Source organism: Citrobacter sp. CK191 (assembly GCF_030333435.1).
Lineage (GTDB): Bacteria > Pseudomonadota > Gammaproteobacteria > Enterobacterales > Enterobacteriaceae > Citrobacter_B > Citrobacter_B koseri.
Map to the genome: position 1 here is coordinate 135,020 of NZ_JAOWFX010000029.1, position 19,242 is coordinate 154,261.

15 protein-coding genes are annotated in these 19,242 nt (G+C 56.2%); 9 read left to right on the forward strand and 6 right to left on the reverse strand.

Translation table 11 applies throughout. The features are described 5' to 3' along the window. Window positions 1–7 precede the first annotated feature (7 nt). The 5 genes from bamC to ypfH all read left to right on the forward strand — a co-directional run bounded on the left by bamC (window position 8) and on the right by ypfH (window position 5,742). Entirely contained in the window at window positions 8–1,042 is a 1,035-nt protein-coding gene (gene bamC / locus OGV82_RS09085) for an outer membrane protein assembly factor BamC (protein ID WP_012131303.1), read from the forward strand. Window positions 1,043–1,231: 189 nt separating this feature from the next. Beyond that, entirely contained in the window at window positions 1,232–1,945 is a 714-nt protein-coding gene (purC, locus tag OGV82_RS09090) for a phosphoribosylaminoimidazolesuccinocarboxamide synthase (protein WP_012131304.1), read from the forward strand. Window positions 1,946–2,075: 130 nt separating this feature from the next. After that, window positions 2,076–2,939, forward strand: a complete 864-nt coding sequence (gene ypfJ, locus OGV82_RS09095) for a KPN_02809 family neutral zinc metallopeptidase (protein ID WP_024130129.1) — start codon at window positions 2,076–2,078, stop codon at window positions 2,937–2,939. 15 nt (window positions 2,940–2,954) lie between these two features. Further along, a complete protein-coding gene (locus OGV82_RS09100) occupies window positions 2,955–4,970 on the forward strand; it encodes a tRNA(Met) cytidine acetyltransferase TmcA (protein WP_047462084.1) in 2,016 nt (671 codons plus the stop codon). Between the two features lie 73 nt (window positions 4,971–5,043). Then, window positions 5,044–5,742 (forward strand): esterase, encoded by a 699-nt coding sequence (gene ypfH, locus OGV82_RS09105; RefSeq protein WP_047462087.1) that lies wholly within the window; start codon window positions 5,044–5,046, stop codon window positions 5,740–5,742. Between the two features lie 104 nt (window positions 5,743–5,846). On the opposite strand, the gene OGV82_RS09110 is transcribed toward ypfH, so the two are convergent. From OGV82_RS09110 to OGV82_RS09120, 3 genes are read right to left on the reverse strand one after another with little or no spacing between them, the layout of a single operon-like run. Then, window positions 5,847–6,047, reverse strand: a complete 201-nt coding sequence (locus OGV82_RS09110; protein ID WP_012131308.1) for a YpfN family protein — start codon at window positions 6,045–6,047, stop codon at window positions 5,847–5,849. Window positions 6,048–6,074: 27 nt separating this feature from the next. Continuing rightward, window positions 6,075–7,202 (reverse strand): succinyl-diaminopimelate desuccinylase, encoded by a 1,128-nt coding sequence (gene dapE, locus OGV82_RS09115; protein WP_047462090.1) that lies wholly within the window; start codon window positions 7,200–7,202, stop codon window positions 6,075–6,077. A gap of 3 nt (window positions 7,203–7,205) precedes the next feature. Further along, window positions 7,206–7,562 carry an ArsC family reductase gene (locus OGV82_RS09120; RefSeq protein ID WP_012131310.1) on the reverse strand — a complete coding sequence of 119 codons (357 nt, stop codon included), beginning with the start codon at window positions 7,560–7,562 and terminating at the stop codon, window positions 7,206–7,208. Window positions 7,563–7,972: 410 nt separating this feature from the next. Here OGV82_RS09120 and ypfM point away from each other — a divergent pair, with 410 nt between their 5' ends. Then, entirely contained in the window at window positions 7,973–8,032 is a 60-nt protein-coding gene (ypfM, locus tag OGV82_RS09125; protein ID WP_001386977.1) for a protein YpfM, read from the forward strand. 73 nt (window positions 8,033–8,105) lie between these two features. On the opposite strand, the gene acrD is transcribed toward ypfM, so the two are convergent. After that, window positions 8,106–11,219 (reverse strand): multidrug efflux RND transporter permease AcrD, encoded by a 3,114-nt coding sequence (acrD, locus tag OGV82_RS09130; protein ID WP_047462093.1) that lies wholly within the window; start codon window positions 11,217–11,219, stop codon window positions 8,106–8,108. Window positions 11,220–11,404: 185 nt separating this feature from the next. Beyond that, on the reverse strand, window positions 11,405–13,105 hold the full coding sequence (gene narQ, locus OGV82_RS09135; protein WP_101744321.1) for a nitrate/nitrite two-component system sensor histidine kinase NarQ: 1,701 nt from the start codon (window positions 13,103–13,105) through the stop codon (window positions 11,405–11,407). Window positions 13,106–13,323: 218 nt separating this feature from the next. Between narQ and aegA the strand changes: the two genes are divergently transcribed. The 3 genes from aegA to OGV82_RS09150 all read left to right on the forward strand — a co-directional run bounded on the left by aegA (window position 13,324) and on the right by OGV82_RS09150 (window position 17,134). Continuing rightward, a complete protein-coding gene (aegA, locus tag OGV82_RS09140; protein ID WP_047462099.1) occupies window positions 13,324–15,297 on the forward strand; it encodes a formate-dependent uric acid utilization protein AegA in 1,974 nt (657 codons plus the stop codon). A 91-nt stretch (window positions 15,298–15,388) separates the two neighbouring features. After that, window positions 15,389–15,964 (forward strand): GDP-mannose pyrophosphatase NudK, encoded by a 576-nt coding sequence (gene nudK / locus OGV82_RS09145; protein WP_047462101.1) that lies wholly within the window; start codon window positions 15,389–15,391, stop codon window positions 15,962–15,964. Between the two features lie 126 nt (window positions 15,965–16,090). After that, a complete protein-coding gene (locus OGV82_RS09150; protein WP_047462103.1) occupies window positions 16,091–17,134 on the forward strand; it encodes a DUF1176 domain-containing protein in 1,044 nt (347 codons plus the stop codon). A gap of 102 nt (window positions 17,135–17,236) precedes the next feature. Here OGV82_RS09150 and tkt read toward each other — a convergent pair whose 3' ends face one another. Next, on the reverse strand, window positions 17,237–19,231 hold the full coding sequence (gene tkt / locus OGV82_RS09155) for a transketolase (protein ID WP_047462105.1): 1,995 nt from the start codon (window positions 19,229–19,231) through the stop codon (window positions 17,237–17,239). Window positions 19,232–19,242: the final 11 nt, after the last annotated feature.

Genomic DNA, 19,242 nt, shown 5'->3' on the forward strand with positions numbered 1-19,242 from the left:
AGATTTGATGGCTTACTCAGTACAAAAGTCGCGCCTGGCCAGGGTTGCGGGTGTTTCGCTCATTATGCTGCTCGCGGCCTGTAGCTCTGACTCGCGCTACAAGCGCCAGGTGAGCGGTGATGAATCCTATCTGGAAGCCGCGCCGCTTGCTGAACTTCATGCGCCAGCAGGGATGATTCTGCCGGTAACGACGGGCGACTATAACATTCCGGTGACCAACGGCAGCGGCGCTGTCGGCAAAGCGCTGGACATTCGTCCGCCTGCTCAGCCGTTAGCGCTGGTGACCGGCGCGCGTACCCAGTTTACGGGCGATACCGCAACCTTGCTGGTGGAAAATGGTCGCAATACCAACCTGTGGCCGCAGGTTGTCAGCGTGATTCAGTCCAAAAACTACACGATTGAAAAACGTGATGACGCCAGCCAGACCCTGACGACCGATTGGGTTGAATGGAACCGTCTGGATGAAGACCAGCAGTACCGTGGACGTTATCAAATCTCGGTGAAACCGCAGGGTTATCAGCAGGCTGTAACGGTGAAACTGGTGAATCTGGAACAGGCTGGCAAGCCTGCCGCAGATGCCGCTTCGCTACAGCGCTATAGCGCTGAGATGATGAACGTAATCTCGGCGGGTCTGGATAAAACCGCCACCGACGCTGCGAACGCCGCGCAAAACCGTTCTGCCGCTACGATGGATGTGCAGAGCGCCGCAGATGACACCGGTTTGCCAATGCTGGTCGTCCGTGGGCCGTTCAACGTGGTGTGGCAGCGTCTGCCAGCCGCGCTTGAAAAAGTGGGCATGAAAGTGACCGACAGCACGCGTTCTCAGGGCAGCCTGGCAGTGACCTACAAACCGCTGTCTGACAGCGGCTGGCAGGATCTGGGCGCAACCGATCCGGGGCTGTCGTCCGGCGACTATAAATTGCAGGTGGGCGATTTAGACAACCGCAGTAGCCTACAGTTTATCGATCCGAAGGGGCATACCCTGACGCAGAGCCAGAACGACGCGCTGGTTGCCGTCTTCCAGGCAGCGTTCAGCAAGTAAAAATTGAGGGGCTGGAGCAATCCAGCCCTTTTTTCTGATATGATACGCAAACGTGTGCGTCAGCAGAAAAACGCAATTTTTACCGTAATTTCGCCCCCAGGCTGTAGGTCGGATAAGGCAACGCCGCCATCCGGCAAAGTGTGGCAGAAAATGAATTTTTATCGTTAATTCACACCAGGAGTAATAAAGATGCAAAAGCAAGCTGAGTTGTATCGTGGTAAAGCGAAGACCGTATACAGCACGGAAAACCCGGACCTGTTGGTGCTCGAATTCCGCAATGATACGTCAGCAGGGGATGGCGCGCGCATTGAACAGTTTGATCGCAAAGGGATGGTGAACAACAAGTTTAACCATTTCATCATGACTAAACTGGCAGAAGCGGGCATCCCGACCCAGATGGAGCAGTTGCTGTCCGATACCGAGTGTCTGGTGAAAAAGCTGGATATGGTGCCGGTCGAGTGCGTGGTGCGTAACCGTGCGGCTGGTTCTCTGGTCAAGCGTCTGGGCATTGAAGAAGGCATCGAACTGAACCCACCGCTGTTCGACCTGTTCCTGAAAAATGATGCGATGCACGATCCGATGGTCAACGATTCTTACTGCGAAACCTTCGGCTGGGTGAGCAAAGAGAATCTGGCGCGCATGAAAGAGCTGACCTACAAAGCCAACGACGTGCTGAAAAAGCTGTTTGACGATGCCGGTCTGATCCTGGTCGATTTCAAACTGGAGTTTGGTCTGTACAAAGGCGAAGTAGTGCTGGGCGATGAATTTTCCCCGGACGGCAGCCGCCTGTGGGACAAAGAGACGCTGGATAAAATGGACAAAGACCGTTTCCGCCAGAGTCTGGGCGGCCTGATCGAAGCCTATGAAACCGTCGCACGTCGCCTGGGCGTGCAGTTAGATTAATTCTTCCCCCGTCAGCATCAACCGGAGAGTTAACGCTCTCCGGTTTTTCTCTACCACCATTATTCTAATGGTAATCTTGCGCTGAACCGCCTACGATCATCATCATAATGAATAGTATGTTGAGGTGATTATGCGCTGGCAAGGGCGTCGTGAAAGTGACAATGTAGAAGACAGACGCAATAGCTCCGGCGGCCCGTCAATGGGCGGGCCGGGTTTTCGTTTGCCCAGCGGCAAAGGCGGAATCATTCTGCTGATTGTCGTACTGGTGGCGGGCTATTACGGGGTGGATCTTACCGGTTTAATGACCGGGCAGCCGATTTCTCAGCAGGAAACGACGCGTTCGATCAGTCCAAATGACGACGAGGCCGCGAAGTTTACCTCCGTCATTCTGGCGACCACAGAAGATACCTGGGGCCAGCAGTTTGAGAAAATGGGGCGCACATATCAGCAGCCTAAGCTGGTGATGTACCGTGGCGCGACGCGCACAGGATGCGGTGCGGGCCAGTCCGTGATGGGGCCGTTCTATTGCCCGGCGGATGGCACGGTCTACATCGATCTTTCCTTCTACGATGACATGAAAAACAAACTGGGCGCGGATGGCGATTTTGCCCAGGGTTACGTTATCGCCCACGAAGTGGGGCACCATGTGCAAAAACTGTTGGGCATCGAACCGAAGGTCCGTCAGCTGCAACAGACCGCATCGCAAGCGGAAGTGAACCGACTCTCCGTACGTATGGAGCTACAGGCGGATTGCTTCGCGGGCGTCTGGGGGCACAACATGCAGCAACAGGGCGTGCTGGAATCCGGCGATCTGGAAGAAGCGTTGAATGCGGCGCAGGCGATTGGTGACGATCGTCTGCAACAACAAAGTCAGGGACGCGTGGTGCCGGACAGCTTCACTCACGGCACTTCCGAGCAGCGCTATACCTGGTTTAAACGCGGTTTTGATAGCGGCGATCCGGCGCAATGTAATACCTTCGGCAAAGGTTTTTAACATACCGGGGCAGGGATGTCTGACAATGACGCATTGCGGGCGTTAACCGCACAAATGGCGCAGGAAGGGATTCGTCGGCTGCTGGTGCTCAGCGGCGATGTGTCCTGGTGTCGTGAACGGGCGCTGGCGCTGCGAGAAGCATTGGCTGGCGACTGGCTGTGGGTGGCAACCGATGCGCCCGCCGCGCCGCACTGTACGCCGCAGGCGTTACAAACGCTACTGGGACGCGAGTTCCGCCACGCGGTTTTTGATGCGCAGTTGGGGTTTGATGCCTCGGCATTCGCGGCGCTGAGCGGCACGCTGCGAGCCGGAAGCTGGCTGGTGCTGCTGACGCCGCCGTATTCTGCATGGGAATCCCGTCCCGATGCGGACTCGCTGCGCTGGAGCGACTGCCCGCAGCCTGTTGCAACGCCACATTTTATCCAGCACCTCAAACGCGTGATGGCCCGTGACGAGCAGACGTTGCACTGGCAGCAGTCTCAACCGTTTTCATGGCCGCGCTTTCCTGCCCGTCCCCACTGGCGACCCGCTACGGGTGAACCACAGCCTGAGCAGGCCGCGATTTTGCGGCATCTGCTGCGGATGCCGCCTGGCGTGGCCGCCGTTACGGCAGCGCGAGGTCGGGGTAAATCGGCGCTGGCCGGGCAGTTAATTTCGCGGATGAGCGGGACGGCCATTGTAACTGCGCCGTCGAAAGCGGCGACGGACGTGCTGGCGCAGTTTGCCGGTGAGGAATTTCGCTTTCTCGCTCCTGATGCGCTGTTGGCGGGCACGGAAACGGCCGACTGGCTGATTGTCGATGAAGCGGCGGCAATCCCCGCGCCGCTGCTGCATCGCCTGGCGTCACGTTTTTCACGCATATTATTGACCACCACCGTTCAGGGTTATGAAGGGACGGGACGCGGTTTTCTGCTGAAGTTCTGCGCCCGTTTTCCTCATCTCCGGCGTTTTGAACTGCGACAGCCTGTTCGCTGGGCGCAGGGGTGCCCGCTGGAACAATGGGTCGGCGAAGCGCTGATATTCGACGACGAGGCGTTTGCCTATGCGCCGCAGGGGGCGATTCGGTTCTCCGCTTTTACGCAGGCGCTCTGGCATACCGGGCCGGCGCAGCCGCTGGCGGTGTATCAGCTGCTTTCCGGCGCGCACTACCGCACCTCTCCGCTCGATCTGCGCCGTATGATGGATGCGCCGGGGCAGCATTTTCTCGGCGCTTTTACGGCTGAGCGGGTAGCGGGGGCCGCCTGGCTGGTGGAAGAGGGCGGACTATCGGCCGCGCTGAGCCAGGCCGTGTGGGCGGGCTATCGTCGCCCGCGCGGAAATCTTGTCGCGCAGTCGTTGGCCGCTCATGGCGGCGATCCGCTGGCGGCGACGCTGACCGGGCGTCGGGTGAGCCGTATTGCCGTCCACCCGGCCCGCCAGCGGGAAGGGATTGGGCAGCAGCTGATCGCTGAGGCATACGGCGGCGCCAGCCAGTGCGACTATCTCTCCGTCAGTTTTGGTTATACCGCCGAACTCTGGCGATTCTGGCAGCGTTGCGGTTTTGTGCTGGTGCGGATGGGGAACCACAAGGAGGCGAGCAGTGGCTGTTATACGGCGATGGCTTTGCTGCCCATCAGCGAGACCGGCGCGCGGCTGGCGCACCGCGAGCACCAGCGTCTGCGCCGGGATGCGGAGATCCTTGCTCGCTGGAACGGCGAAGCGATCCCGGTTATCCCGCTGAAAGCGTCTACGCTTAATGATGATGACTGGGATGAACTGGCGGGCTTTGCGTTTGCCCATCGACCGTTGCTCACGTCGTTAGGCAGTCTGAGTCGACTGCTTGAGCGCTGCGAGCTGGTGCTCCCCGCGCTGCGTGGACGCCTGGAGGAGAAATGCAGCGACGCGAATCTGTGTATCCGGTTGGGTTTGTCTGGGCGTAAAGCTCTGCTTGTCGCCCAGCGTCGGGAAGTCGCCCATGCGCTTACCGCGCTGGATGACGAACGGGCGCAGCGGTTACGCGAACGCGTTTTGCAATGGCAATTTTTTCACTAACTCCTTCAATTTCCTGGCATGGTCATTGTGATTAAGCGGCGTAGAATCTGTTCTATCAGTTAAGGAGATCGCCATGAAACATGACCATTTTGTTGTTCAAAGCCCCGATAAACCCGCGAAACAACTGCTGTTGCTGTTTCATGGCGTGGGCGATAACCCGGTCTCAATGGGAGAAATTGGCTCCTGGTTCGCACCGTTGTTTCCAGAGGCGCTGGTGGTCAGCATTGGCGGCGTGGAACCTTGTGGCCCGGCGCCTGGGCGTCAGTGGTTTTCGGTTCAGGATGTGACGGAAGAGAACCGCCAGGCGCGGGTTGATGCGATTATGCCGGTGTTTATCGAGACGGTTCGCTACTGGCAGAAACAGAGCGGCGTTGGGCCGGAGGCTACCGCGCTGATTGGGTTTTCGCAGGGGGCGATTATGTCTCTTGAAAGCATCAAAGCCGAGCCGGGTCTGGCATCGCGCGTGATTGCTTTCAACGGACGCTACGCCAGCTTGCCGGAAATCGCCACGACCGCCACAACGGTACATTTGATTCACGGCGGTGAAGACCGGGTGATTGAGTTATCTCATGCGGTTGCCGCACAGGACGCGTTAGTCCGTGCCGGAGGCGATGTGACGCTGGATATCGTCGAGGATTTAGGCCATGCGATTGACGATCGCAGTATGCAGTTTGCGCTCGACCATTTGCGCTATACCGTGCCGAAACACTACTTTGATGAAGCGTTGAGCGGCGGTAAGCCGAATGATGATGATATTATTGAAATGATATAAGCCGGAACTGAACCGTAGGCCGGATAGGGCGAAGCCGCCATCCGGCATTCAGATGGTATGTTGCCTGATGGCGACACGCTTATCAGGCCTACAGGTTTATCTGACTATTTCTTTGGCTGATCTTTCTTCGGCCAGTCGTCGTCATCGTCCCACTTATCGTTAAAATCACGATGCGGGGGCAGCTCCGGTTTATTGGCGAGGAATTTTTTGTGATCGACCCGCTTGAGATCTTTGATCACATTGATCAGTACGCCCACCAAAAACACCAGCACCAGAATCCACCAATATTTTGCCAGCCAGTCCATGCTTATTTCCTCTTACAGGAACACGCGTCAGGCGACGAGTTGTTCCATGATACGTTGATACATGCGGGCAAGCAGTTGCAGATCGGCTGCATTAACACATTCATTAATTTTATGAATGGTGGCGTTGACCGGCCCGAGTTCGACTACCTGCGCCCCCATACGCGCAATAAAGCGCCCGTCGGACGTTCCACCCGTAGTGAGTAACTGCGGTTTTATCTCATTATAGTGCTCAATGGCGTTCACCACCGCATCCACCAGCTTGCCGCGCGCCGTCAGGAACGGCTGGCCGGAAAGCCACCAGTCCACCGTGTAGCGTAATTGATGTTTATCCAGCAGCGCGTGAACGCGTTCTTTGAGAGTCTCATCGGTCAGTTCGGTGCTGAAGCGGAAATTGAACTGAATAAACAGCTCGCCCGGAATGACGTTATTGCTGCCGGTGCCAGCCTGAATGTTGGCAATCTGCATACTGGTCGCCGGGAAAAATTCATTTCCCTGATCCCAATCGATCGCCACCAGTTCATTCAACATCGGCGCTGCGCGATGCACTGGGTTATCCGCCAGATGAGGATAAGCGACGTGCCCCTGCACACCGTGGATCGTCAGGTTACAGGTCAGCGACCCGCGACGGCCATTCTTGACCACATCCCCGACGATTTCAGTGCTGGACGGTTCGCCGACCAGGCAATAATCCAGACGTTCGTTACGCGCCATCAGCGTTTCGACCACCTTCACGGTGCCGTTTTTCGCGCTGGCTTCTTCATCCGAGGTGATAAGGAACGCCAGACGCCCCTGATGATCTGGATGCTGGGCGACAAAACGTTCAGCCGCAACGACCATCGCCGCCAGAGAGCCTTTCATGTCCGCCGCACCACGGCCAAACAGCATTCCGTCGCGGATTGTCGGTTCAAAAGGCGGGTTGATCCAGCGATCGACATCACCCGCAGGTACGACATCGGTATGCCCGGCAAAAGCCAGCGTTTCGCCTTGTCCGCGCCATGCCCAAAAATTCTGTGTATCGCCAAAATCCATATGCTCAACGGTAAAACCGATTGCACGCAGGCGTTCAATCATTAACGCCTGGCATCCTGCGTCATCTGGACTCAGGGAAGGGCGGCGAATAAGCTGCTGTGTCAGCTCAATAACCGGGCACGACATAGACTACACCTCATCAAAAAACTGCTGATAACTGGATTCGCTAAAACCCAGCAGCATAGGCTTCCCGGTCGCGCAGAGCAATGGGCGTTTGATAATTGCTGGCATTTCAGTCATTAATGCTGCGGCGGACGCCGCATCCGTGATGCCGTTACGCGTGGCTTCATCAAGTTTACGCCATGTCGTTCCGCGCGTATTCAGCAAGGGTTGCCAGCCTGACTCCGCAATAAACGTATTCAATAGCGCGGCATCGATTCCGTCTGCGCGGTAATCGTGAAAGCGGTAGTCAATACCGTGAGCCTCCAGCCAGCGCCGCGCCTTTTTAATCGTGTCACAATTTTTGATGCCGTAGACGGTGATCATGTTGAATCCTTTTACGCGAATTACGAATAATTAAGCAATATTATCGTGGTATCCGTCAGTGCGGAACTGCCATATACCGGTTATTTATCATGACATAATAAACGGTAAATATAACATTGTTGAACTCTTGTGAATAATAATTCTGAAATGTTGCTTAATAAGCATCCCATCGGGAAGTATAAATCCAGCGAGCTGCAATAGGCTGTTTCTTAACTGAAATGAGCGCGGTTTTCAGAAGTGGATTAATGTTTCAAAATATTGCAGTAAGTCACATAAAATTTATGGTTACAGGGTCATAGTAATGCCATGAACCCCATTCACCGGAGGATGTAATCACTGCAATCGGTTAAATTATCTTCTCTTGAGGATAATGTTTTCGTAGAATAGCCATAATAATAAGAGAGGTTGTTATGATTGAACGTGAACTGGGGAACTGGAAAGATTTTATCGAAGTTATGCTTCGCAAATAAATTTCTGGAAGATATCCTGATCCTGAAAAGGATAAGAAAAAGGCGACTCAAAGTAAGTCGCCTTTTTTGTGTCTTATTCCGGCTTCGGTTTCAGCGGGAAGCGGCGACGTACCAGCACAAAGAACAGCGGTACGAAGTAAATCGCCAGAATGGTGGCTGAGATCATCCCGCCCATGACGCCTGTCCCGACGGCATGCTGGCTCCCGGAACCCGCCCCGTTGCTAATCGCCATCGGCAGCACCCCGAAAATAAAGGCCAGAGAGGTCATCAGAATTGGGCGTAAACGCTGGCGGCAGGCATGCAGCGTGGCATCCAGCAGATCGTGGCCTTTCTCGTTCATCTCATTGGCGAATTCGACAATCAGGATCGCGTTTTTCGCGGAAAGGCCGATCACCGTTAGCAACCCGACCTGGAAGTAAACGTCATTTTCCAGTCCGCGCATCCAGGTGGCGAGCAGCGCGCCAATGACGCCCAGCGGCACCACCAGCATGACCGAGAACGGCACCGACCAGCTTTCATACAGCGCGGCCAGACACAGGAAAACGACCAGCAGCGAAATGGCGTACAGCGCGGGCGCCTGCGCGCCAGAGAGGCGTTCCTGATAAGACATCGCCGTCCATTCAAGCCCAAACCCCGTTGGCAACTGGCGAACCAGCGACTCCATTACATCCATTGCCGTACCGGTACTGACGCCAGGCGCCGCTTCGCCGACAATTTCGACCGCCGAGTAGCCGTTATAGCGCTCCAGACGCGGAGAGCCCGTTTCCCAGCGTGACGTCGCAAAGGCGGAGAAAGGCACCATGCCGCCGTCTTTATTACGCACATACCAGAGATTGATATCGTCCGGCAGCATGCGGTATTTCGCCGCTGCCTGTACATAGACCTTCTTCACGCGGCCCCGATCCATAAAGTCATTGACGTAACTGGAGCCCCATGCGGTTTGCAGCGTGTCGTTGATGTCGTCGATAGAGACGCCCAGCGCCTGGGCTTTGCGCTGGTCGATATCAATTTGCAACTGTGGACTGTCGTCCAGACCATTGTGACGCACGCGGGTCAGCGAACTGTCCTGCGCCGCCAGCTCAATCAACCGATCGCGCGCGGCCATTAAGGCATCGTGACCGGCGCCCGCGTGATCCTGAAGTTCCATATCAAACCCTGCGGAACTGCCCAGACCGCTGATTGCCGGTGGACTGCTGGCGTAAACGCGCGCTTCTTTAATCTTGTTAAAGGCTTTCGTGGCGCGTTCAATAATGGCAAACGAGGTGCCGGTTGTGGCGTTGCGTTCGTCCCAGTCTTTTAAGCGGACAAACATGCGCGCCACGTTTTGACCGTTCCCGCCAGGCCCCGATCCCACCGTCGAGAAGACGGACATGACGTTGTCTTTCTCTTGGGTGAAGTAATATTTTTCAACTTCCTGCACCACTTTTAAGGTCTGCTGCTGCGTGGAGCCGCTTGGCAACTGTACCGAGGTAATAAACATCCCGCGATCTTCCTGCGGCAAGAAGGAGGTCGGCAGACGCAGGAACAGCACCACCATCGCGCCGAGCAACAGAACGTAGATCAGTATCCAGCGCAGGCTGCGATGCAGGATTTTCGCAACGCCTTTCTCGTAGCGTTCAGCGTTGCGGTTGAACGTCCGGTTAAACCAGCCGAAGAAGCCTTTCTGTCCGTGATGCTCGCCTTTGTGCAGGGGTTTTAGCAGCGTGGCGCACAGGGCGGGCGTCAGGATCATCGCCACCAGCACGGAGAGCACCATCGCGGCGACAATCGTGATGGAGAACTGGCGATAGATAGCCCCGGTCGTACCGCCAAAGAAAGCCATCGGCACAAATACGGCTGACAGCACCATCGCGATACCGACCAGCGCCCCTTGTATCTGCCCCATCGATTTTCTGGTGGCTTCGCGCGGCGAAAGACCTTCCTCGCTCATGATGCGCTCGACGTTTTCCACCACCACGATGGCGTCATCGACCAGCAGGCCGATCGCCAGCACCATCGCGAACATCGTCAGCGTGTTAATGCTGTAGTCGAAGGCATACAGGACGGAGAACGTCCCCATCAATACCACCGGTACGGCGATAGTGGGGATCAGCGTGGCGCGGAAGTTTTGCAGGAACAGGTACATCACCAGGAACACCAGCGCGATGGCTTCCAGCAGGGTTTTCACCACATCGATAATCGAGGCTTTGACGAAGGAGGTGGTTTCATACGCCACCTTATACTCCAGACCGTGCGGGAAGTATTCGGCCAGCTCGTCCAGGCGGTTAAGCACCAGTTTGGCGGTTTCCATTTCGTTGGCGCCAGAGGCCAGTTTTACCCCCAGACCGGAGGCCGGATTACCGTTGAAGCGGCTGAGATAATCATATTTTTCAGCGCCCATTTCGACGGTCGCCACATCGCCCAGCTTGACCTCTGAACCGTCCTGGTTTACGCGCAGCGTGATATCACGAAACTGCTCGGGCGTTTGCAGCAGCGACTGGGCGTTGATTGTCGCATTGAGCGCCTGCCTGTCGACCGAAGGCGTGCCGCCAAGCTGCCCGACGGCAATTTGCGCGTTCTGTGATTCGATGGCATCCGTGACATCTTTCGCGGTCATCTGGTAGCTGTTGAGTTTGGCCGGGTCCAGCCAGATACGCATCGAATATTGCGAACCGTAGGCATCGATATCCCCCACGCCGTTTACGCGGCTGAGCGGGTCCTGGATATTACTGGCGACATAGTCGGCGATGTCCTGTTTATCCATTGAACCGTCGGTGGAGACAAACGCAATGGTCAGGATGTTGGTGTCCCCGGTTTTACGGACCGTGACGCCCTGGTTCTGTACCGCCTGCGGCAATTTACGCATTGCCGATTGCAGCTGGTTTTGTACCTGCTGGACGGCTTCATCGGGGTCGGTTCCGGCCACAAAACTGAGCGTCACCGTTGCCTGGCCCGTCCCGCTGCTTTGCGACGACATATACATCAGATTATCGAGGCCGGTCATATTCTGTTCGATAACCTGAGTGACGGTATTTTCCAGCGTCTGCGCGGATGCCCCCGGATAATTCGCGGTAATGCGGACGTTTGGCGGCGCCAGGTCGGGATATTGCTCTACGGGCAAAGAGAGAATGGCCAGGGTGCCCGTCAGACACAACAGGATTGCCAGCACCCAGGCAAAAATGGGGCGATCAATAAAGAAATTCGCCATTAAAGGAGGACCTCGTGTTTCTGCGTATAATTATTGGGTATGACCTGCTTCACTGTAGCGGCAAGGTACGTGTCAAACGTGGAGAAAAAAAGAAGATAATGTAAATTATCATGCACGTTTACAGCATACATTTTGTGCCAGTGCCGCCCTGTCTGTATTCCCGCCGTGCGGTGCTTTGCCGTTCTTTACGCTAATTGACCCTCTTCATCTTCCGATGAGCGAAAACTGATGCTGACCAGCGTCCCACCCCCTGACGGTTGCGAGAAATTCAGCGTGCCGCTAAGTCTTTCCGCACGCTCGCGCATAATGTTCAGACCGTAGTGTCCCGTTGGTTCGTTCGGTTCGCCAATGCCGACGCCGTTATCCCGAATATAGACCGTATGGTTGCCATCGGGGGCGGTGACGCAGCTAACGGCGATCTCCGTGGCGCTGGCGTGTTTAATCGCATTCAGCACCGCCTCGCGAACGATTTGTAGCAGGTGCACCTGCATTTGCGCATCCAGCGCCAGCGTCGGTAAACGGCAATCCAGCGTCAGTTTCGCGGAGGTCTGGCTTTGCAGGGTATCCAGCATTTCATGCAGCGCAGAAGGTAAGTCGGCCTGCTGTAACGTCAGGCGGAAGGTGGTCAGCAGCTCGCGCAGTTGACGATAAGCGTCGTTCAGCGCCTGGGAGAAATCCGCCATGATGCTTTGCGCGGGGAGATTATCTTCTGGAATTGAGCGCTTCAGCAGCGTCAACTGAATGCGCAAATAGGAGAGCACCTGCGCCAGTGAGTCATGCAGCTCGCGGGCAATAGTCGCGCGCTCTTCCATCAGCAGCAGTTGCTGGAAATGTTTTTGCGCCTGATTAAAGTACAAACCGCGCCCCAGCATGGTCGATACGCTGTGCAGCAGCGGGGTGGAGGCGTTGACGTTGGGGCTTTGCCAGTGCAGTTCGCCGTAGACCGTTTCCTGCATCGTGACCGGCAGAATCTGCATGGGCAAATCAGCGCTTTCCGCTCCTTCGCTGATCCGCCAGTTATCGCCCACGGTTAATTCCAGATAGTACGCGGCGTCATGTTCGCGGACGATCTGTAAAATATGGCGGAAACAGTGAACGTCGATTTGGCTGGTATTGAGCGCCTGTGAGCACTGGTACAGCACTTCCAGACGGCGGTTGGCTTCGTGCAGATCGTGGGTTTTTTCTTCTACCGAAGCTTCGAGAGAGCGGTACAGCTTATGCAACTCGCTCGACATCTGGCTAAACGTTTTGGCCAGCAGCCCCAGCTCATTCGGCAAGTGGGTATTCAGCGGCGGGATGTCGAACTGACCATGTTCAATGTGCTGGCTGGCGGCGACCAGTTGGTTAAGCGGCTGGACTACCTGCTGGCGAATGCGCCGCAGGGTGAAAAAGACCAGCGTGAAGATCCCGATGCCGCCCGCCAGCGATATGCCGACCACCAGCATCACCTTGCGCTCGGCATAGTGTTGCAGCGCCAGAACGAAGAGATCGATCTGATCGACATAGTTATTGATATTGGCGCGATACCACTTTATATCCGCATCCACCAGTCTCGTGTTCATCTCCAGCCAGTTCGCATGCAGTTGCCCATAACGGCTTTTAACCGTCTGCGGGACGTACCAGGCGTTCAGGTTACTTAACGCGGGAGAGTTGAGCGCTTGCTGAAAAAGCTGACGGTGCGCGTTCAATTGCGAACTGCCGCTTTGCAGATCGTAACCCAGTCGGTAGCTCTGCATACGCAGTGAACCGGCCACGTTAATGGCCTCGGCATCCCGCAAACTGCTCGCCAGCGTCAGCAGGGCGATACCGGTTGAGAGAATCGACAGCAGCACAATGTAAAAAAAGGCCCGGGCCAGGCTGGCCGAGACAGGGCGTTTGACGACCACGCGCGTAATCCCCGAAAAATATGCTCACAGTGAACGAATAAATATTGGCAAGTGTAACTGAAACGCAATTTCACCAGCGATGAAATAAATTGATCTGCCACAGGTTCTGGATAAATAGTTGTGCGTCCTGGGCAAATGAACATTGCCGACCCCTTCGGCGTCGGTTAATAACATTCATATAAAGAATAAGGTTTTTGCCACCAAAACAGAAGGACGCCATGAATCGTTTTATTATGGCCAATAGCCAACAGTGCCTGGGATGCCATGCCTGTGAGGTCGCTTGCGTAATGGCCCACAATGATGAGCAACACGTACTGCACCAGCGGCATTTTCAGCCCCGAATTACGGTGATCAAACATCAGCATCAGCGCAGCGCGGTAACCTGCCACCACTGCGAGGATGCGCCTTGCGCCCGGAGTTGCCCAAATGGCGCAATCCGTCATGTCAAAGACAGCGTTCAGGTCAACCAGCAAAAATGTATCGGCTGTAAATCCTGCGTGGTTGCCTGTCCCTTCGGCACAATGCAGATAATCCTTACGCCAACAGGTCAGGATCAGGTCAAAGCCACGGCGCACAAATGTGATTTGTGTCTGGATCGCGAAGACGGCCCGGCCTGTGTTGAAAACTGCCCGGCAGATGCGTTGCAGCTGGTAACGGAAGCGTCGCTGACCCGGCTGTCGAAAGCGCGGCGTCTGCGCACTGCGCGTCAGGAAAATCAGCCCTGGCATGCCTGTGCGACGGGAGTCACTCCTGGTGCGCTCAATAAAGTCGAACAGATGCGGGCGACGCCCCCACGCGGCGAGCCGGATAAGCTGGCGATTGACGCGCGAAAAACCAGCTTTGATGAAATCTACCTGCCGTTTCGTACCGCGCAGGCTGAACGCGAAGCGGCCCGTTGCCTGAAGTGCGGTGAACACAGTATCTGCGAGTGGACGTGCCCGCTGCACAACCATATTCCGCAGTGGATTGAGCTGGTAAAAGCGGGAAACATTGACGATGCGGTGGCGCTGTCGCACCAGACTAACTGCCTGCCGGAAATTACCGGGCGCGTATGCCCGCAGGACAGGCTGTGCGAAGGCGCCTGTACGGTGCGCGATGAGTATGGCGCGGTGACGATCGGCAATATTGAACGCTACATTTCCGACCGGGCGCTGGACAAAGGCTGGCGGCCAGACCTGAGCGGCGTGCAGCAGCAGGATAAACGCGTGGCGATTATTGGCGCGGGCCCGGCCGGGCTGGCCTGCGCGGATGTGCTGGCGCGTTATGGCGTGAGCACGACCGTGTTCGATCGCCACCCTGAAATTGGCGGCCTGCTGACCTTTGGCATTCCCTCTTTTAAGCTGGATAAATCACTGCTGGCGCGCCGTCGCGAAATCTTCAGCGCGATGGGAATTCATTTTGAACTGAACTGCGAAGTCGGCAAAGACGTCAGGCTGGCGTCGCTGCTGGATGAGTACGATGCGGTTTTTGTCGGCGTCGGTACATACCGTTCCATGAAGGCCGACCTGCCAAACGAAGATGCGCCGGGCGTATATGATGCGCTGCCGTTCCTGATTGCCAACACGAAACAGGTTATGGGGCTGGATGAATTGCCTGACGAACCTTTTATCGACACCGCCGGGCTTAATGTTGTGGTGCTGGGCGGCGGCGATACCGCGATGGACTGCGTGCGTACCGCGCTGCGTCATGGCGCAAGCCAGGTGACCTGCGCATATCGTCGCGACGAGGCGAATATGCCGGGGTCGAAAAAAGAGGTAAAAAACGCGCGGGAAGAGGGGGCGCACTTTGAATTTAACGTACAGCCGGTTGAGCTGGTGCTGAATGCCGACGGTTGCGTCAGCGGCGTGCGTTTTTTACGTACTCAGCTTGGCGAACCCGATGCGCAGGGGCGTCGCCGTCCGATGCCCATCGCGGGCAGCGAGTTTGTCATGCCCGCTGATGCGGTAATTATGGCGTTTGGTTTTCATCCGCATGGTATGCCGTGGCTGGAGGCGCACGGTGTGAAAGTGGACGACTGGGGGCGCATTGCGGCAAATGTCGAAAGCGCGTTCCGTTACCAGACCAGTAATCCTAAAATCTTCGCGGGCGGTGACGCCGTGCGCGGCGCCGATCTGGTGGTGACGGCGATGGCGGAAGGGCGTCACGCCGCGCAGGGGATTATTCAGTGGCTGGGGATCATGCAAACCGGATAAGTCTCCATTCGGCGCGAGCAGCATGATAGCGCGCAGACAAAACCGGCCTTGCGGCGTAAGATTACCTGTCTTCTTACGCTGTGGAGCCGGTATGTCGCAAAAAATTACTCTCATCAAAGACAAAGTTCTCTCTGATAACTACTTTATCCTGCGCAATATTACCTACGATCTGACCCGTAAAAATGGCGATGTGATTCGCCATAAGCGCGAGGTTTACGATCGCGGCAATGGCGCAACGATCCTGCTGTATAACCGTGAAAAGCAGACCGTGGTGCTCATCCGCCAGTTTCGCGTTGCCACCTGGGTGAACGGCAATGAAAGCGGCCAGTTGATAGAAACCTGCGCCGGGCTGCTGGATAACGACGAGCCGGAAGCGTGCATTCGCAAAGAAGCGATTGAAGAGACCGGCTATGAAGTGGGTGAGGTGCGTAAACTGTTTGAGTTATATATGTCGCCTGGCGGCGTGACGGAACTGATTCACTTCTTCATTGCAGAATACAGCGACAGCCAGCAGGCAAACGCAGGCGGCGGTGTGGAAGATGAAGATATTGAGGTACTGGAACTGCCATTGACACAGGCGCTGGCGATGATCAAAACCGGCGAGATACGAGACGGTAAGACCGTGTTATTGCTCAATTATTTGCATTCTTCCTCGCTAATGTATTGATAAATAAGGTTTATATTTCTTTACATAATGATGCCGCTATCCGACAAATCTGATTGAGCCACAGGAGTCGCGCAAGGAAGATACCGCCTAAAGCCGTTTCGTTTTTCTTCTGGGGTTGTACCGTCCATGCGCAATCGCGTTATTTTCGTTTTCCTGCTCGGTCTGCTGCCGACGTCGCTGACGTGGGCGGCGCCAGCGCAGCAGACTTTTTCTGACTGGCAGGTCACCTGTAACAATCAGAATTTTTGCGTGGCGCGTAATACCGGCGAACATCGCGGGCTGGTGATGACGTTAAGCCGCAGCGCCGGGGCGCATACCGATGCGGTACTTCGCATTGATTTGGGGGGGCTGACCTCGCCCGGTGCGAAAGAGGCGGAGATTGCGCCGCGTCTGCTGCTGGATGAAAAACCGCTGCCGCTAAATGCCGGGCAATGGCGCATCACGCCCTGGCATCTGATGACGGACGACACCGCCACCATTGCCGCGTTTTTACAGACCATTCAGGAAGCCCAGGCGATTACCCTGAAAAAGGGAAAACAGACGATTTCTCTGGTGGGGCTTAAAGCTGCGCTGTTGTTTATCGACGCACAGCAAAAACGCGTTGGCAGCGAAACGGCGTGGATTGATAAAGGGAATGATCCACCGCTCAGCGTGCCGCCCGCGCCAGCGCTGAAAGGCGTGGCTATCGTCAACCCAACGCCGACGCCGCTCTCTTATGATGAACGCAACGATCTGCTGGATTACGGTAACTGGCGGATGAACAGTATTCACTGCTCGCTTGACCCGATGCGCCGGGAAGTGCGTGTCGCGGCCCTGACCGATGACAAAGCCCTGCTGATGATCGGTTGCGAAGCCGGAGCCTATAATACGGTCGATCTCGCGTGGATTGTCTCACGCAAAAAACCATTCGCCTCCCGCGCCGTACGGTTGCGTTTACCCTTTAACTCCGGGGCTGAAAGCAATGATATGGAGCTGATGAACGCGGTTTTTGACGAGAAATCCCGGGAATTAATCACGCTGGCAAAAGGGCGGGGGTTGGCCGATTGCGGTATCCAGACGCGCTGGCGTTTTGACGGCCAGCGTTTTCGTCTGGTGCGTTATGCCGAAGAGCCAAGCTGCGATAACTGGCATGGGCCAGATGCCTGGCCCACGTTGTGGATCACACGTTAGGGGCGCCCGGTGGCGCTAACGCTTACCGGGCCTACGGGCTGTTTTGTAGGCCGGATAAGACGCATTGCGTCGCCATCCGGCTTCCGACCCACTCATCCATTTTCACGCTTTAAGCACCTTATGCGCTTTTTCGACGATATTCTCGACCGTAAAGCCGAAATAAGGGAACAGTTTTTCGGCCGGGGCCGATTCGCCATATCCCGTCATCCCGACAATCGCGCCTTTCAGCCCGACATATTTGTACCAGTAGTCGGCAATGCCTGCCTCAATCGCCACGCGAGCGGCAACGTTCGACGGCAGCACCGATTCACGATACGCCTCATCCTGAGCATCAAAAATATCCGTCGAAGGCAGGGACACCACCCGGACGTTATGGCCTTCTCCGGTCAGCTTTTCTGCCGCCAGCAGGGTGATTTCCATTTCAGACCCGGTGGCAATCAGGATCACATCCGGCTTACCGCCGCTGTCTTTCAGCACATAACCACCACGGGCGATCTCCTTCACCTGCTCCGGGGTACGCTCCACCTGCGCCAGATTCTGCCTTGAGAGAATCAGCGCCGTCGGGCCGGTATGGCGCTCAACCGCCAGCTTCCAGCCGACTGCCGCCTCAACCTGATCGCACGGACGCCAGGTGCTGAAATTTGGCGTCAGACGCAGGCTGGCCAGTTGCTCCACGGCCTGGTGCGTCGGCCCATCTTCACCCAGCCCGATGGAGTCGTGGGTATAAACCATGATCTGCCGGGCTTTCATCAACGCCGCCATTCGCGCCGCGTTACGGGCGTATTCCACAAACATCAGGAAGGTCGCGGTGTATGGCACGAATCCGCCGTGGTGGGCAATGCCGTTGGCAATGGCCGTCATACCAAATTCGCGCACGCCGTAGTGAATGTAATTCCCGGCCGGATCTTCTTTCAGCGACGTCGAACCTTTCCAGATAGTCAGGTTACTGGGCGCGAGATCCGCCGAGCCGCCGAGCAGTTCCGGCAGTATTGGGCCGTAGGCGTTCAGCGTATTTTGCGATGCCTTGCGGGTGGCGATTTTGGCCGGGTTGGCCTGCAATTCAGCAATGTATTTTCGCGTCGTGGTTTCCCAGGACTCTGGCAACTCGCCGCGCATTCGTCGGGTAAATGTTCTTGCCAGATCGGGATACGCTTTCTGATACGCCGTGAACTTCTCCTGCCATGCCTGCTGCGCTTTTTCACCTTTTTCACGCGCATCCCAGGCACGGTAAATCTCTTTCGGGATCTCAAAAGCAGGGTGATGCCAGCCCAGTTTCTGGCGGGTCAGCGCCACCTCTTCTTCTCCCAGCGCCGCGCCGTGAGACTCCTCTTTCCCGGCTTTATTCGGTGAGCCGAAGCCGATTACCGTCCGGCAAATAATCAACGACGGTTTGTCTTTTACACTCTGCGCTTCAAGAATCGCTTTCTTCACGGCTTCGGGATCGTGTCCGTCGATCTCATGCACTACATGCCAGTGATACGCTTCGAACCGTTTGGCGGTATCGTCGGTAAACCAGCCTTCGGTTTCGCCATCAATTGAGATGCCGTTGTGATCGTAGAAGCCGATTAGCTTGCCCAACCCCAGCGTACCCGCCAGCGAGCAGACTTCGTGCGAAATCCCCTCCATCAGGCAGCCATCGCCCATAAAGACATACGTGTAGTGATCGACGATGTCATGATCGGGCTGATTAAACTGCGCGGCCAGCGTGCGTTCGGCAATCGCCAGACCGACGGCGTTCGCCAGTCCCTGACCTAATGGCCCGGTGGTGGTTTCAACGCCTGGCGTATAGCCGATTTCCGGGTGTCCCGGCGTTTTTGAATGGAGCTGACGGAAGTTTTTCAGCTCCTCGATTGGCAGATCGTAGCCGGTCAGGTGCAGCAGGCTGTAGAGCAGCATTGACGCGTGGCCGTTGGAAAGAATAAAGCGATCGCGGTCATACCAGGTGGGGTCGGTCGGGTTGTGGCGGAGAAAATCATTCCACAGCACTTCAGCAATATCCGCCATGCCCATCGGCGCGCCGGGATGACCGGAATTGGCTTTTTGTACGGCATCCATACTGAGCGCACGAATGGCATTGGCAAGGTCTTTTCGGGACATAAATCACTCCG

Bases quoted from the DNA above. Each gene is read 5' to 3' on its own strand.
- bamC (WP_012131303.1), top strand. From the start codon at position 8: ATGGCTTACTCAGTACAAAAGTCGCGCCTGGCCAGGGTTGCGGGTGTT.
- purC (WP_012131304.1), top strand. From the start codon at position 1,232: ATGCAAAAGCAAGCTGAGTTGTATCGTGGTAAAGCGAAGACCGTATAC.
- ypfJ (WP_024130129.1), top strand. From the start codon at position 2,076: ATGCGCTGGCAAGGGCGTCGTGAAAGTGACAATGTAGAAGACAGACGC.
- OGV82_RS09100 (WP_047462084.1), top strand. From the start codon at position 2,955: ATGTCTGACAATGACGCATTGCGGGCGTTAACCGCACAAATGGCGCAG.
- ypfH (WP_047462087.1), top strand. From the start codon at position 5,044: ATGAAACATGACCATTTTGTTGTTCAAAGCCCCGATAAACCCGCGAAA.
- OGV82_RS09110 (WP_012131308.1), bottom strand. From the start codon at position 6,047: ATGGACTGGCTGGCAAAATATTGGTGGATTCTGGTGCTGGTGTTTTTG.
- dapE (WP_047462090.1), bottom strand. From the start codon at position 7,202: ATGTCGTGCCCGGTTATTGAGCTGACACAGCAGCTTATTCGCCGCCCT.
- OGV82_RS09120 (WP_012131310.1), bottom strand. From the start codon at position 7,562: ATGATCACCGTCTACGGCATCAAAAATTGTGACACGATTAAAAAGGCG.
- acrD (WP_047462093.1), bottom strand. From the start codon at position 11,219: ATGGCGAATTTCTTTATTGATCGCCCCATTTTTGCCTGGGTGCTGGCA.
- aegA (WP_047462099.1), top strand. From the start codon at position 13,324: ATGAATCGTTTTATTATGGCCAATAGCCAACAGTGCCTGGGATGCCAT.
- nudK (WP_047462101.1), top strand. From the start codon at position 15,389: ATGTCGCAAAAAATTACTCTCATCAAAGACAAAGTTCTCTCTGATAAC.
- OGV82_RS09150 (WP_047462103.1), top strand. From the start codon at position 16,091: ATGCGCAATCGCGTTATTTTCGTTTTCCTGCTCGGTCTGCTGCCGACG.
- tkt (WP_047462105.1), bottom strand. From the start codon at position 19,231: ATGTCCCGAAAAGACCTTGCCAATGCCATTCGTGCGCTCAGTATGGAT.